General features: G+C 68.2%; 14 protein-coding genes. 6 read left to right on the top strand and 8 right to left on the bottom strand.

All coding sequences use genetic code 11. The features are described from left to right. Positions 1-15: 15 nt before the first annotated feature. From AUL31_RS08845 to AUL31_RS08825, 5 genes are all read left to right on the top strand, one after another. A complete protein-coding gene (locus AUL31_RS08845) occupies positions 16-1,086 on the top strand; it encodes a (5-formylfuran-3-yl)methyl phosphate synthase (RefSeq protein WP_060605328.1) in 1,071 nt (356 codons plus the stop codon). Between the two features lie 112 nt (positions 1,087-1,198). After that, the gene (locus AUL31_RS08840; RefSeq protein ID WP_060604586.1) at positions 1,199-1,849 is read left to right on the top strand and encodes an amino acid kinase family protein; all 651 of its coding nucleotides are present in this window, start codon (positions 1,199-1,201) and stop codon (positions 1,847-1,849) included. Then, positions 1,846-3,288, top strand: coding sequence for a DUF6513 domain-containing protein (locus AUL31_RS08835; RefSeq protein WP_060604583.1), 1,443 nt, complete (start codon positions 1,846-1,848; stop codon positions 3,286-3,288). Before AUL31_RS08840 ends, AUL31_RS08835 begins: the two co-directional genes overlap by 4 nt. Beyond that, the gene (locus tag AUL31_RS08830; protein ID WP_060604580.1) at positions 3,285-3,866 is read left to right on the top strand and encodes a DUF447 domain-containing protein; all 582 of its coding nucleotides are present in this window, start codon (positions 3,285-3,287) and stop codon (positions 3,864-3,866) included. Before AUL31_RS08835 ends, AUL31_RS08830 begins: the two co-directional genes overlap by 4 nt. Before the next feature lie 28 nt (positions 3,867-3,894). Next, positions 3,895-5,217 carry a solute carrier family 23 protein gene (locus tag AUL31_RS08825; protein WP_060605325.1) on the top strand — a complete coding sequence of 441 codons (1,323 nt, stop codon included), beginning with the start codon at positions 3,895-3,897 and terminating at the stop codon, positions 5,215-5,217. 73 nt (positions 5,218-5,290) lie between these two features. Here the strand turns inward: AUL31_RS08825 and AUL31_RS08820 are convergent, their stop codons facing one another. Beyond that, positions 5,291-6,313 (bottom strand): hydantoinase/oxoprolinase family protein, encoded by a 1,023-nt coding sequence (locus AUL31_RS08820; RefSeq protein ID WP_060605322.1) that lies wholly within the window; start codon positions 6,311-6,313, stop codon positions 5,291-5,293. Between the two features lie 83 nt (positions 6,314-6,396). Here AUL31_RS08820 and AUL31_RS08815 point away from each other — a divergent pair, with 83 nt between their 5' ends. Continuing rightward, positions 6,397-7,059 (top strand): HisA/HisF-related TIM barrel protein, encoded by a 663-nt coding sequence (locus tag AUL31_RS08815; RefSeq protein ID WP_060604577.1) that lies wholly within the window; start codon positions 6,397-6,399, stop codon positions 7,057-7,059. A gap of 77 nt (positions 7,060-7,136) precedes the next feature. On the opposite strand, the gene fae is transcribed toward AUL31_RS08815, so the two are convergent. From fae to AUL31_RS08780, 7 genes are all read right to left on the bottom strand, one after another. After that, positions 7,137-7,652: a formaldehyde-activating enzyme gene (gene fae / locus AUL31_RS08810; protein ID WP_060605320.1), complete on the bottom strand. Its 516-nt coding sequence runs from the start codon at positions 7,650-7,652 to the stop codon at positions 7,137-7,139. A gap of 257 nt (positions 7,653-7,909) precedes the next feature. Next, positions 7,910-8,719 (bottom strand): triphosphoribosyl-dephospho-CoA synthase, encoded by an 810-nt coding sequence (locus AUL31_RS08805; RefSeq protein ID WP_060604576.1) that lies wholly within the window; start codon positions 8,717-8,719, stop codon positions 7,910-7,912. Beyond that, positions 8,716-9,624, bottom strand: a complete 909-nt coding sequence (locus AUL31_RS08800; RefSeq protein WP_060604573.1) for an ATP-grasp domain-containing protein — start codon at positions 9,622-9,624, stop codon at positions 8,716-8,718. Before AUL31_RS08800 ends, AUL31_RS08805 begins: the two co-directional genes overlap by 4 nt. Before the next feature lie 7 nt (positions 9,625-9,631). After that, complete coding sequence (gene mch / locus AUL31_RS08795) at positions 9,632-10,600, bottom strand: methenyltetrahydromethanopterin cyclohydrolase (RefSeq protein ID WP_060604570.1); 969 nt, start codon at positions 10,598-10,600, stop codon at positions 9,632-9,634. Beyond that, positions 10,597-11,718, bottom strand: a complete 1,122-nt coding sequence (locus AUL31_RS08790) for an ATP-grasp domain-containing protein (protein ID WP_060604567.1) — start codon at positions 11,716-11,718, stop codon at positions 10,597-10,599. Before AUL31_RS08790 ends, mch begins: the two co-directional genes overlap by 4 nt. A 1-nt stretch (position 11,719) precedes the next feature. After that, on the bottom strand, positions 11,720-12,619 hold the full coding sequence (locus AUL31_RS08785) for an NAD(P)-dependent methylenetetrahydromethanopterin dehydrogenase (RefSeq protein ID WP_060604564.1): 900 nt from the start codon (positions 12,617-12,619) through the stop codon (positions 11,720-11,722). Beyond that, positions 12,616-13,623, bottom strand: coding sequence for a beta-ribofuranosylaminobenzene 5'-phosphate synthase family protein (locus tag AUL31_RS08780; RefSeq protein ID WP_244489355.1), 1,008 nt, complete (start codon positions 13,621-13,623; stop codon positions 12,616-12,618). Before AUL31_RS08780 ends, AUL31_RS08785 begins: the two co-directional genes overlap by 4 nt. Positions 13,624-13,685: the final 62 nt, after the last annotated feature.

Below are 13,685 nucleotides of genomic sequence, written 5' to 3'. Positions count from 1 at the left end.
TGGATGACCGAGATCATGGCGACGAAATTTCTGGCAAGCGTCCGAAACCGTGCCGAGGCCCTGACCGCGCTGGACAACGGGGCCGACATCATCGACGTCAAGGAGCCCGATGCCGGCGCGCTGGGTGCGGCCGATACGCAAAGCCTGGCCGATATCCTGGCTGCGGTGGCCGGGCGCAAGCCCGTGTCCGCCGTCGCCGGAACGCTGTCCATGGCGCCGGAGTCCCTGGCGTCGGCGGTTGCGGCGCGGCGCCACGCGGACTTCGTCAAGGTGGGCCTGTCGACACCGGACGCCGTGCAACTGGGTAACGCCCTCGAAAGACTTGCAGCGCATGCCGGCGCAACGCGGCTGATCGCGGTTCTCTTCGCCGACGAGGGCGTCGATCCTGGGTTGCTGGACCGCATCGCGGCTGCCGGCTTTGCGGGGGTCATGCTGGATACGGCCCGCAAGGACGGTCGCCGCCTGATCGACCATGCGCCGCTTTCCACCCTGTCGGCTTTCGTGGATGCGGCGCGCCGGCTCGATCTTTTCTGCGGGCTTGCCGGGGCGCTCGAGGCCCCCGATGTGCCGCGCCTTTTGCCGCTGCGCGCCGATTATCTCGGCTTTCGCGGCGCGCTGACGGACGGCGGACGCGGAGACGGCATCTCGGCCGCGCGGGTGGCCGGCATCGCCGCCCTCGTGCATCCGCAGGCGGGGCCGGTCGCGCCCGGCCCGGTGGACCGGGTCTTCATCCGCGACTTCGTCCATGACATGGAGATCGGGGCCTATGGCTTCGAGCGCGGGCGGCGGCAGCGCGTCCGCTTTTCCATCGAGGCCGAGGTTCCAAGACGGGCGGCCGGTGGGGGCGGTATGGCCGATATCTATTCCTACGACCTCATGATGGACGCCGTGCGGGCCATCGTGGCGCGCGGGCATATCGATCTGGTCGAGACGATCGCGGAAGAACTCGCCGCCACGATCCTTGCCGACAGCCGCGTGACCGGCGTCACCGTGAGGGTCGAGAAACTCGATCTCGGACCGGCGGCGGCGGGCATCGAAATCCGCCGCGAAGCGGGCGATTCATGCTGCGGCGCAGCATCGAATTGATCGGCGGTCACCCTTGCCCTTCGCCGGAAAAAGGCGAAAGAGTGGCGGCCGACCGCGCGGTACCGTCCGGGATAGCCGTGGGCCTTGCCTGAACGTTCAAGGAGTCCGCAGAGTGAAGGACCTGCTCATCGTCAAAGTCGGAGGAAGCTCGATTTCTTCTCCCGACCTGAAACTTTGGGTCGCAAGCATGGAAAAGGCGGCTCGACCGCTGGTACTCGTGCCCGGCGGCGGACCCTTCGCGGATGTGGTGCGCCGGTTCCAGCCGGTGATCGGCTTCGACGACGACGCGGCCCACCACATGGCGATCCTGGCTATGGAGCAGTTCGGCCGCGCGCTTGCCAGCCTGGGCGACAGGCTGGTGGCCGTCGCTTCGATGGAAGCCATTAGGCGCGAGCTGGATGCCGGCCGGATACCCGTCTGGATGCCCGCGAAGCTGGCGCTGCGCGCCGGCGAGATTCCGCGCAACTGGAGCGTGACGTCCGATAGCCTGGCCGCGTGGCTGGCGGGGCAATTCTCCGGGTGCTCGCTGTGCCTCATCAAGCAGCTCGACATGCCCGAAGGCTCGACGCTCGATGCCATATCGGCGGCGGGCGTGGTGGATTCCTCTTTCGTCAAGCTGCTGCATCCGGAGACGAGCGTGTATGTGGCCGGCCCGTCCGACCTGACGCTGGCGGCCAAGCGGCTTTCGGGCGGCGGCGTCCCGGGCCGCGCCATTCCGCGCAGCACGCCGCCCGGGGCCTACGCCGTCGAAGCGGCGGAGTGAACGGGGCGCCGCCGCCTGCAAGTCCCTTTACCGGCCAGCGCCTCCTGTTCCTGACCGGACGGCTGGCGCTGCCCCGGCTGGAGCGCGTTCTGGCCGAAATGGGGCCGACCGACTTCGATTTCGCTATCCGCGACATGGGCGTGAAGGTTGCCGCCCTGTTGACGGGCGACATCATCCGGCGACGCCTGGAACTGCCCGTCGATGCCGACAGGATCGTGCTGCCGGGCCGATGCCGCGCCGATCTTGAAAGCCTGGAGCAGCATTTCGGCGTCGCCATCATCCGTGGGCCGGACGAGGTTGCGGACCTGCCGCAATTCCTGGGGCGGGGCCGCAAGGCGGCCGACCTTTCGAAGCACGACATGCGCATATTCGCCGAAATCGTCGACGCCTCTGCCCTGTCGCTGCCCGCCATCGTCGAAAGGGCGCGGGCCATGGCATCGTCCGGCGCCGATGTGATCGATCTCGGCTGCCTGCCGGATACGCCGTTTCCGCATCTGGAGGATGCGATCCAGGCCCTGAAGGCGGAGGGGCTTGCCGTCAGCGTCGACAGTGCCGACCGGGGAGAGCTGGCGCGCGCGGCGCGCGGCGGCGCCGACTACCTGCTGAGCCTGACCGAACATACGCTCGACATCGCGCTGGAAGGAGATTGCATTCCGATTCTGGTGCCGGCCGAGCCGCGCGACCTTGGGTCGCTGCTGCGCGCGGTGGATGCGGCCAGCGATCGCGGCCTGTCCTTCATCGCCGATCCGGTCCTCGATCCGATCCATTTCGGCTTCACCGACTCGCTGGCGCGCTATCACGCATTGCGCGCCGCGCGGCCCGATATCGACATCATGATGGGCACCGGCAACCTGACGGAACTGACGGAGGCCGACACATCCGGCATCACGGCCTTGCTGCTGGGGGTCGCCTCCGAACTGTCCGTTCGCAACCTGCTGGTCGTGCATGTCAGCGCCCATACGCGCCGCACGATCGAGGAGCATGATATCGCCCGCCGCATCATGCATGCGGCGCGCGCCGACAACGCCTTGCCGCGCGGCTACTCCCCGGCATTGTCGCAGGTGCACGATTTGAAGCCGGTGGCCAACAGCGCCGCGGACATCGCGGAGCAGGCCGCAGCGGTGCGCGACCGCAACTACCGTATCGAGGTGGCCGAAGACGGCATCCATCTGTTCACGCGCGGGCAGCACGCGGTACATGGCGACGCCTTCTCGTTCTATCCGCTGCTGGATGTCGATGGGGACCCGGCCCATGCCTTCTATCTGGGTGCCGAACTGCAGAAGGCCGAGATCGCCTATCGCCTCGGCAAGCGCTTCGCACAGGACGAGCCGCTGCGGTTCGGGATCGCGACACCGGAAGACGCGGACGAGGATCGCACCCGGCTTGCAGAGGCCGGCCACACGCTGAAAGCCGGGCGCGGCGGGGCAGGCGAGGCATGATCCGGGAAACGATCCTGACCAGCGTGTCGGCATCGGGCCGCGTTCATATCGCGCCGCTCGGTATCATCGCGGCGGGCGAGGACGAGGCGGGGCAATGGATCGTGGCGCCGTTCCGGCCGTCGACGACGCTTGCCAATATCGAGGAGACAGGCTTCGCCGTCGCCAATTACACCGACGACGTGCTGATCTTCGCCGGCTGCCTGACCGGGCAGAAGGACTGGCCGCTCGTGCCGCTGGACGGCTGCCCCGTGCCGCGTCTTGCCGCGGCGCTGGCCCATGACGTGCTGCAGGTCGAGCATGTGGAGGACGATGCGGTGCGACCGCGATTCCACTGCCGGGTCGTCGCATCCGCCGCCCATGCGCCCTTCGCCGGCATGAACCGGGCGCGCGCCGCGGTGCTGGAGCTGGCCATCCTGGCCAGCCGCCTGTCCATGCTGCCGCGCCGGAAAGTAGAGGATGAAATCGCCTACCTTCAGATCGCGGTGGACAAGACCGCCGGTCCGCGCGAAAGGCAGGCATGGGACTGGCTGATGGACAAGGTCGCGGCATTCTACCGCGACGAGCCCGCCGGCACCTGATCGGCGAGGGCGGTTACGAGGGGCTATGATGAGCGATAGAGGCGGTTACTTCCCGCGCTGGACGTTGAAGACCGAAGGGCGGATCCTGCCGGACGAGCGGCTTCCGGCCGGCCAGACGGTGGTGCTGGGGCTGCAGCACGTCGTCGCCATGTTCGGCTCTACCGTTCTGGCGCCGATCCTGATGGGTTTCGACCCCAATGTGTCGATCCTCTTCTCCGGCATCTCCACGCTGATCTTCTTCATTGCCGTCGGCGGCCGCGTGCCGAGCTATCTGGGCTCGTCCTTCGCCTTCATCGGACCGGTCCTCGTGGCCACCGGCGCCATGGCCGGTGCGCCCAACCCCAACATCGCCCTGGCGCTGGGCGGCATCATCGTCGCAGGTGCGCTTTACGCGCTGATCGGCCTTATCGTGATGGCGGCAGGGCATCGCTGGATCGAGCGCCTGATGCCCCCGGTGCTGACGGGCGCCATCGTTGCCGCCATCGGTCTGGTGCTTGCGCCCATCGCCATCGCCAGCGCATCGGGCATATCGCCGGCCAACGCGGATGGCGACCAGCTATCGCGCTGGGTCGCCATCGCCACGGTTGCCGCCGTCGGGCTTGTCGCCGTGTATGCGCCCGGCATGACACGGCGGCTGCCGATCCTGATCGGCGGGGCTGCCGCATACATCCTCTATCTCGTCCTCGCCAATGGCATGGGCCTCGGCGCACCGGTGGACTTTTCCGGCGTCGCGGCGGCGGCGTGGTTCGGGCTGCCGCGCTTTACGGCGCCGGTCTTCTCGGCGTCGGCCGTCACGCTGATCGCTCCGGTCGTCATCATCCTGGTGGCCGAGAACCTTGGGCACATCAAGGCCATCGGCGCGATGACCGGCCGCAACCTGGACCCCTATCTCGGCCGCGCCTTCATCGGCGACGGCATCGCCACGATGGTCTCCGGCTCGTTCGGTGGAACCGGCATGACCACCTATGCCGAGAACATGGGCGTCATGGCCGTAACGCGCATCTTTTCGACGCTGCTGTTTCTGGTGGCGGCCGCCATCGCCATCCTGCTCGGTTTCTCGCCGAAATTCGGCGCGCTGATCCAGACCATTCCCGGGCCGGTGCTCGGCGGATTGTCCATCGTGGTCTTCGGCCTCATCGCCGCGACTGCCGGGCGCATCTGGGTGGAAAACAAGGTGGATTTCGCCGACCCGCGCAACCTGATCACGGTTGGCGTTGCGCTGGTTCTCGGTGCCGGCAATTTCACGCTGGATGTCGCCGGCTTCACGCTGGATGGCATCGGCACCGCCACCATCGGCGCCATCGTGCTTTACCATGCGCTGGGCTGGGCCCGGCCGCCGCGCGACGCATAAGGCGATAGAAGGGGATGCCGTCGGGCGGCATCAGATGCCGCCCGCCTCCTGCCGATTGCCCGACCCCGTGGTCTTATTCCTTGCCCATACAGGCCAGGGCTACGGCCGGCGCGGCGCGGCTGGCCGCCTCGCGCAGGCCGGACCGGCAGTCCGCCAGATCGGCGAATTCAATGACGCCCCGGTCCAGGCGTTGCGCAAGCCGCCGCAACAGCGGGCGGCCCGTGCCGGCAATGACAAGCGGGGCGTCTGGCGCAAGCTCCCCGCGCGACAGCACAAGCGACAAGGCGTCGTGGACAAGCCGCAATTGCGCTTCCGTCAGCGCAAGCGCAACAGCGCGCCAATCCTCGTCGCTGCCATCGGCCGCATCCGCGCCCAGCATGCGCGCCAGACGGGCCCGCGAATGCGCCGGCGTCTTGTCACGCCCATCGGCCGTGGGCATCTGGTCGTCCCCTTCGTCCAGATGGCCGGCCAGCCGCGCCACATCCGCCATGGTGGCGAAATGCTCGGCCATCAGCGGCGCCATCCGACCCTGGAAGGGAACCGCGCGCGCAACCGCCATCAGGCTGGTACGCGTGAAGCCCTGGTAGACGAGCTCCCCACAGGCCAGCCGCTCGCTGTCCGTATAGCCCGCATTGCGCACCGCCCGGCCGGCGATCGGAACGATATCGGTGGTCGTCGACCCCATGTCGATGAACAGCGCATTATCGAGGGCAAGGGCAACGAAGGCGGCGCTGGCATGCCAGTTGGCCGAGCCCACCAATGCCGGATGCCTTGCGGCCTCCGCCGGCGACATCAACCCGCGCGGGCCTGCATGGACGCGAAGCCCTGCGCCCAGCCGGGCCGCCAGCCTCTCGCATAAAAGCCGTACCCCGCTGGCCCTGTCCTGGAAAATGTCGGCCAGCTCGCCGGTCATCGTCAAATGATGGTGCTGCACGGCGCCCGTCGCGGCGAGGATGCGGTCCAGCGCCGAATCGAGATGTTCCATACCCCGCCACAGCGGGGAGGGCTCCTGCCAGACGCCGACGAGCCGTCCGTTTTCGAAGAGCGCGGCCTTCAGATGGGCCCCGCCCACATCCCAGCCGAGCCGCCTGTCCATGCCGGTCATTGCCTTCGCGTACCTGCGCCTGTTTGCGACGAGCCCCGAAAGGACCGTAAAATGGCATGAAAGGAAAGAGGCGAATGCGGATCGTGCCGGTTCTGGATTTGATGGGCGGTGTCGTCGTGCACGGGCGCGGTGGGCGGCGCGAAACCTATGCGCCGATCCGCACGCCCCTTGGCCGTGCCGACGATGCGCCGGAGCTTGCGGCCGGGCTGGTGCGGGCCGCCGGCGCGGACACGCTCTATATCGCCGATCTCGATGCGATCATGGGCGGCGCAGTGCAGCGGGATCTCTTGGCGCGGATCGGTGCGCGCGTGCCGGGCGTCGACATCTGGGTAGATGGTGGGTTCGGCGCGCCGGGGCAGGCGGCCCTGCTGCCGGCCGGCATGCGCCCGGTTTTCGGTACGGAAAGCCTCGCCTGCAATGCGGTGGAGCTGCCGTCTGAGGCGGTGCTGTCGCTGGATTTTGCAGGCGACAATTTCCTCGGGCCGGCCTCCTGGCTGGATGCCGGCCAGTGCTGGCCGCAGCGCGTCATCTGCATGACGATGGCGGCCGTGGGCAGCGGCGCGGGACCGCAGATCGACACGATAGAGGCAGTGCTGGCCCGTGCGCAGGGCAGGCAGATATACGCCGCCGGCGGCGTCCGCCATGCGGAGGATATCCATGCGCTCGGAAGGCTGGGATGCGCCGGGGCCCTGGTGGCCACGGCGCTTCACGACGGGCGGATCGCCGCCCTCTACTGAAACCCGAATATGGCGGCCAATCGCCGAAGAAGGCCTGCTTTCATCGCCGGTTCGTCTTCCTCGGGATGGTCTCTTGTCTAGGCGCCCGCCCCGGCGAAGGGGTGGTGCGCCGCGCCCTTCTGGGCCACGACTTCGGCGGCCGTCGGCTTGCCGTTGACCGCGCGCTCGATGGATTCCAGCGTGGCGCGATAGTTGTAGTCGCGGATCTTGGCGTCGTCCTCGGCCTCCCAGTGGATGAAGACACCGACGCAGATGAAGATGTCGTCGGCCTCGTCCTGCGGGATGATGCCCTTTTCCACGGCGTCGGCGACGGCCCGCGCAACGGCGGTCTGCGCCGGGCCGAACATCTGCACGGCCTGCTTGGCGCCCTTGATCGTCACCTTGTTGAACATGACCGTGTTGGGCTTGGTCACGAGATTGGGTGCGATGACGGCGAGCAGCGAGGTGAAGCCGTCCTTGTTGTTGGTCAGCGCGTTGCAGAAGGCGCTTTCCGCGGCCGAGCCGCGCGGGCCCATGATGAGGTCGATATGCGCGACTTCGTTGCCCTCGCCGACAAGCGACTCGCCGACCAGAACCTTATTGATTTTCGCCATGGTCAATGTCTCTCCCTGGTTGTTCACGATCCGGCTGGTGCCGGCGCGATGCCGGACCACCGGTGAAACAGTCGTGCGGAATGGAAAGACGCCCCTCGCGGCCCACGAATTTCCCCCGCAAACCCGACCCTCCTCCGGCCTGGTCCTGACTGCCCTTGTTCTCGACGTCCGTGGGGGACCGGTTAGCCAGACAGTTGGCAAGAGACTGACCTCCAGTTGCGGCCTCGTCAATCCTTTCCATGGCCTCGAAGGCAGGTTCAGCGCGGCTCGGACGCTTTTTCGTCCAGTGCGGCGGCAAACAGCGACGCGACCGTCATGTCGGCGCTGGTGCCGGGGTTCAGCCCTTGCGCCTTCAGCGTGCGATCGAACGCCGCCAACGCCTCTTGCGGGGCGCCGACGAGGGCGCGAAAGCGGTGCATCAGGTCGGCGGCTGCGGCATCGCCGAACTTGCGGGCGACATGGCTGTCGGGTGTCGCCGTGGCGAAGGCCAGAAAGACCTGCTGCGCCGCCTTTTCCATGGGCCGGCCCTCTGCCAGCGGAACGCCGATCTCGAAGATATCCGCAAAGCCGTTCGCATACTGGCGGGCGATGAGGTCCCGGTCGGCCGCAAGGCGCATCGCCGCGAGCAGGCCGATCTGCGGCGGCTTGCGCACATCCCCCTCCGGCGCGGTGCCGAGCCCGCCGGGGGCGGCCAGCGCGATGGCGCGGAACGTGTCTTCGGCATCCTGCGGGCTCATATCGGCAAGCACCGCTTGAAGATGCGTGCGCAGCAGCCCTCCCGGCCGCTCGGCCGCCTTGGCCAGCGGTGCGCAGAGCAGCAGGATGCCGAGATTGGTGTTCTGTCCCACGGCCTGCCGCGTGGCCGAGACCGCTGCAAGAATGCGCGCGCCGACGCCGACGCCCTTGGCGCAAAGCAACGGGGCGGAAACCTCGGCGCTCGTCTCGAAATCCTGCACGCTCATGCCGTGCCCGGCTTCGAAGCGATGCACGTTGCCGGGTTTCAACGCGTCCAGCTCTGCCCGGCATGCCTTGACGAACAGGGCGGCGACCGCGTCCGCGCTTGTCACCGCACGCTCCGGATGCGATGCCGGTCCTGTGCGCTGAGTGCGGCGACCAGATCTCGGGCGCGGATGGCGGCGACGTCTATGCCGGTCGCCTGTTCCAGCCCGGTCCAGGCCGGCATGGAATTGACCTCGATCACCTGCGCCACGCCATCGGCGTCGCGCATCAGGTCGACCCCGCAGAACTCCGCTCCCACCGCGTCCGCCGCCGCGACGGCGAGGCGCTCCAGTTCCGGGTCCGGCGCGATACCGACAGCCTCCGCACCCTGCGCGACATTGGTGATCCAACTGGCCGGCGAGCGGCGCATCATGGCGCCCACGGCCACCCCCCGCGATACCAGGACGCGATAGTCGCACCATGCCCCCGCGCGGCGATGGCCGATAAACCGTTGAAGGTAATACACGCCGCCGACATCGCCGGGTTCGGGCAGGTCGTCCGGCGTCTTCACCAACCGGATGCCCTTACCCTGCGCGCCGAACAGCGGCTTCAGCACCAGCGGCCCGGGCGCCGCTTCCAATATGGCCAACGCCTGGCCGCGCGTCTCCACCGCATGGCTGCGCGGGGAGGGCAGCCCGGCCCGCGCCAGAAGGAAGCTCGTCATCGATTTGTCGGTACAGCGCTCCACCGTCCGCGCGTCGTTGGACACCACGACGCCCAGCGCCGAAAGGGCATGCAGGATCGAGAGCCGACGGGTGACCGCCTCGAAGCTGCCGCCGGCCATGGTGCGCAGGCAGACGGCGTCGGGCAAGGCCTCGCCCAGCTCCGGCATGACGATGCCGTGGGCAGCGCCGGTGTCGAAGCCGATCTGTGCCGTCTCGAAGCGGTGGCAGTCGCAGCCAAGTGCCGCGAACGCCTTTTCCAATTGCCGCGCATGTCGGTCGGGCGCGGCGGACAGAAGCACGATGCGCATGGTGGCCTTAACCGAAGGACGTGTCGACGAGCCGCTCGTCGAGCCCGCCGGACCGGAAGGTCTCACCGGTCTCGAGCGCCACGACCGTCACCTCCGCCGGAGAGAAGAGCGTCGGGTCGATCTTGTAGAAATCGCCGTCGAAGCGGCGGAATATTTCTGCAAAGGGGGCTCCGTAATCCTTGCACATGCTGCTGGGCAGGTTCTGTGCCAGGCGCTTCGCCTCGGAAACCGGGCCTTTGACGTGCAGGCGGATACGCCCGCCATAGATGACGGCGTCGTTGGTGCGCCCCATGGCGGTGATGAAGTCGGGGTGCGGCGGCGGCAGCGGGGCGGTGCCGATGCCTTCGACGATATCGGCAAGGGCAAACCCCATCTCGTGCGCCTTGTGCAGGGCAACCTCCACCACCCGACCCACGATCTGCACCGTCCCGGCCAGGCTTTGCGTCGGGGCGTAGATCAGTGTCAGGTTGGCAGGCTCTACGCCGCAATCCTCGCACAGGCGGCGGACAAGAGCTTCCGGCGGTGCGCTCGATGTCTCCAGCACCAGTGTCGCAACGTCGCTGTCGTCGCTATAGCCGAGATCCTCGAACAAGGGTTCGCGGCGGGCCAGGGCACGGGCGGGGCCGGAGCCCATGGCGAAATAGCCCTCCTTGCCCGCGCCATGCGTGAGCTGCCAGCCGGCATACTGGCTGGCCAGGCAGGCAAGCACCGGCCGCGAGGTGGCCACGGTGACGCCGAAGGGATGGTTGGGCAGCCCCGTGCCCGCATCCAGCCGCACGGTGCCAAGGCCGCCCAAGCATATTTCGGCGATGATGCGGCCCGCCTCGATGCTGCCGGGCGTTCGTGCCCCGGCATCTATGAGCGTTTCGCCGGCGCCGCCTTGCGACACCGCCACGCGCAGCGCGGCGGCGTGCCGCTTCAGCCTGTCGACGAGCGGCAGCGCGCCCCGGTTGACGGAAACATGGTCGCTCGTCATGCGGCATCCCTTCTGAGACAGGAGAGGAGATAGGCGCGCCGGCTGTCGAAAAGCCGGCGGGCATCGGCCTCTTCTCCGTCGTGGGCCCCGTCTTCCACGCAGACGGTGCATAGCGGTTCCCCGGCGGCGACCTGTGCGCCGGCAGCGGGCAGGTCGGCCGCCCAGGCGGGCCACGCGAAGGCGCGGTCCACGACGCCGGCTTCCGTCGCCCAGGCAAGGCCGCTGGCCCGTATCCCCGGCCGCCTCGGCCGCCACCTTGTGCCAAGGCCCTGCACGGCTGCAAGGTGATGAACCAGAAGCGGATCTTCCGCGGTGTCGTGGACATCCAGGGTGGCCCCGGGGCGCGGGTTGAGTTCCAGAAGGGTTGCCACCGCACCGTCGACGACGAAATCGGCGCTGCCGATGCCGATCAGCGGGATGCGGCCAAGCACGCCTTCGACCGCCGCCACGAGCTGGCCCTCGATGCTGAGGTTCAGCGGCCCGACCGCCCCGCCATACCGGTAAGGCGCGGTCGCCACCGGATCGCACCATTGGCGTGTGACGCCAAGGCTGGCGATATGCGTGCCATGCGCGACGAAGCCCAGCGACAGGCGCTCGCCCGGAACGATGCGCTGAAAGTAATGGCCGGCCGGGTCCGCCAGGCTTTCGGCGGGCACGACATGCCCGCCGCCCGCGCCGCCCTGCCGCTTGGCCAGCCAGCCACGCCTGTCGGCCGGCGGTGTCATGCGCGTTTCAGGGTGTGGCACGCCGGCCGCGGCGCAGGCCCCGGCAAACAGGATGGGGTCCTTGATGCGGCGCACGGTTGCGGCATCGTTGCCCAGCACCGGCCAGAACCGGGCGATCTCGCCGAGAAGGTCGGGCCGATCCTCGAAGCCGGCGCCGTAGACGAAGCCGAAGGGACGCCGCCCTTCGGCAAGGCGCGCCAGCGCACCCATCAGCGCCGGGCCGGAAAAGCCGTCGGGATACTCGCCCGGCAGGCATTCACTGGCCAGGCAAAAGGGGGCCAGATCCCTGTCGTTGAAGAAGTCGACCGCCAGGACGTCGTAACCCGCCGCCACGGCAGACCGGGCGATCTGGCGGGCGGAGAATGCCGCGACGAGGAGACAGGCTTTGGCCACCCTATCCAACCTTGAGCTGGCGGGCGAAGGCGAAGGCGTCGCGGAAGTCGAGGGCCAGCGGCGTATCGCTTTCGATCATCCGTTTGAACAGTCCGGACTCGGTCTTGTACTTGATGTTGCCGATGGCCAGCGCGCCGATGCCCACGGCCTTCGTGCCGTCGATGGGCTTGCCGTCGTCGAACGGGTCGATGCCCTCGATGCCGGCGGGCGGAACAGCGTTGACATCGGCGGCGACGCGCAGGCTTTCCGAGCCTTGCAGAAGGCTGCGATCCAACACGCGAACGCCGGCCTTGGCGGCGGCCAGCGCCACATCCACCCTGCCCAGTATGGCGGCCTTGGCGGCATCGTCCGGCCCATCCACCGCATCGACCGTCACGCCGAAGCGCGCCTTCATCTCATCGGCCCGCCTGCGCACCCGCTCTACCCCGTTGTGGCCGACCAGCGTTACGCGGGCGCCCTCGAGGGCGGCGATGACGGCGGCGCAGTAGCCGACGACGCCGGTTGCGCCGAACACGGCCACCGAAGATTGCCCGAGCGTCCTGCCCTGACCAGCTTTCAATGCGGCCTCGACGGAGGCCACCATGGCGGCCGCGGTGGTGAAGGAGCCGGCGGGATCGGCAAAGAGGTGCACACCGAATGGCGGCACCATCGCCTTGCGCGCCGCGTCCATCATGTCGAGGGCCAGAACCGCATCGTCGCCGCCAAAGAAGATCGCCGTCGAGCGCCCCCATTTCGGCGGACGCGAGAATATGGCGTCCTGGACAAGATCGGCCACTTCCGACAACTCCACCGATTCATAGGGAATCACGACGCCGAAGCCCGCGTCGCTGGCCATGTTCACGTCGAAAGGGCTGACATGCTTGTGCGGCGTCAGCATGTGAAGAATTTTCGCTTCGCTCATCGGGCGCTCTCCATCCTGTCATGTTTCATGCCGTCCAGCCCGTGCGAGACGGTCTCGACGACAGCCCCGCCACCGCGTGCCGCGACGACACGTATGTCGAGGCCGTCGGCCAGACCCTTGCCGACAAGCCCGCGCCGGAGATTCTGCGCGGTATCCTCGCTGTCGGCGAAGGCAAATCCCGTGGGCCCCCAGGAGCTTTGCCCGGTTCCGTGAGCGCCCATGGCATCCAGCGCCGCCATGGCCGCGCCGACGCGCGGGCTGGTGAAGACGCCGCCCTGGGCCGGGGCGAAGTGGGCGCCGACCATGCGCTGGATTTCGTGGACGGCGGCGCCGAACCCCTCGATGTCGCGTTCCGCCACACATGGCAGCATCTGCATCAGGGTAAGGCGGCAGATGCGCGCCGCATCGGCTTCGGGAAATGGCGGCAGGCGCCGGAAGGCCTCGACCTCGGCCGTGCCGTGGATGCCTTCATCCTTGCTGTCCATCACAAGGAGCACGCGCCAGTCGGATGGAAACGGCAGGCACGACACGATGGGCGGAGGCGCATCCAGGTTGCCCTTGCCGCCATCCACCATCAGGCCGCCACGGCGGAACAGGCCGGCTCCGAGGCCCGAGCGCAGACCCCGGCCAAGCCGCGCCGCATCCCCCTCGGGGTCCAGCGGCAGCTTTTGCAGATGGCGCACCGCCGCCGCGACCGACAGCGCAAGCTGGGTGCCGGAGCCAAGCCCCGCATGAGACGGTATGGCCTGCGACACGTGCAGCGAGAATGGGCCGGGCAGCGCCAGTTGCCGGGAAATCGCTTCCAGGTAGCGCGCGGCGCGACGACCTTCCATTCCGGTAATGTGATGCGTCTTGCCCTCGGCATGGCACAGGGTCAGGCATGTGCGGGGCTCGGCAATGCCGAGGCCGATGCCGCCGAATGTGCGGCCGAGGCTGCCATTCATGTCAAGAAAGCCGAGATGTAGGCGCGCCGGAGCCAAGACGCGGACGACGTCCGTTTTCACGAATCCCCCTGCCATCGCGTGCCCACGGTTATTATGAGTCAAAAGATCGCAACCGCCAAGAC

The sequence above is a fragment of the Aureimonas altamirensis genome (genome assembly GCF_001463885.1).
Lineage (GTDB): Bacteria > Pseudomonadota > Alphaproteobacteria > Rhizobiales > Rhizobiaceae > Aureimonas > Aureimonas altamirensis.
Note: the sequence above shows the minus strand (reverse complement) of the source record. Positions and strands in the feature narration are given on the sequence as shown.

Bases quoted from the DNA above. Each gene is read 5' to 3' on its own strand.
- AUL31_RS08845 (WP_060605328.1), top strand. From the start codon at position 16: ATGGCGACGAAATTTCTGGCAAGCGTCCGAAACCGTGCCGAGGCCCTG.
- AUL31_RS08830 (WP_060604580.1), top strand. From the start codon at position 3,285: ATGATCCGGGAAACGATCCTGACCAGCGTGTCGGCATCGGGCCGCGTT.
- AUL31_RS08825 (WP_060605325.1), top strand. From the start codon at position 3,895: ATGAGCGATAGAGGCGGTTACTTCCCGCGCTGGACGTTGAAGACCGAA.
- AUL31_RS08820 (WP_060605322.1), bottom strand. From the start codon at position 6,313: ATGGACAGGCGGCTCGGCTGGGATGTGGGCGGGGCCCATCTGAAGGCC.
- AUL31_RS08815 (WP_060604577.1), top strand. From the start codon at position 6,397: ATGCGGATCGTGCCGGTTCTGGATTTGATGGGCGGTGTCGTCGTGCAC.
- fae (WP_060605320.1), bottom strand. From the start codon at position 7,652: ATGGCGAAAATCAATAAGGTTCTGGTCGGCGAGTCGCTTGTCGGCGAG.
- AUL31_RS08800 (WP_060604573.1), bottom strand. From the start codon at position 9,624: ATGCGCATCGTGCTTCTGTCCGCCGCGCCCGACCGACATGCGCGGCAA.
- mch (WP_060604570.1), bottom strand. From the start codon at position 10,600: ATGACGAGCGACCATGTTTCCGTCAACCGGGGCGCGCTGCCGCTCGTC.
- AUL31_RS08785 (WP_060604564.1), bottom strand. From the start codon at position 12,619: ATGAGCGAAGCGAAAATTCTTCACATGCTGACGCCGCACAAGCATGTC.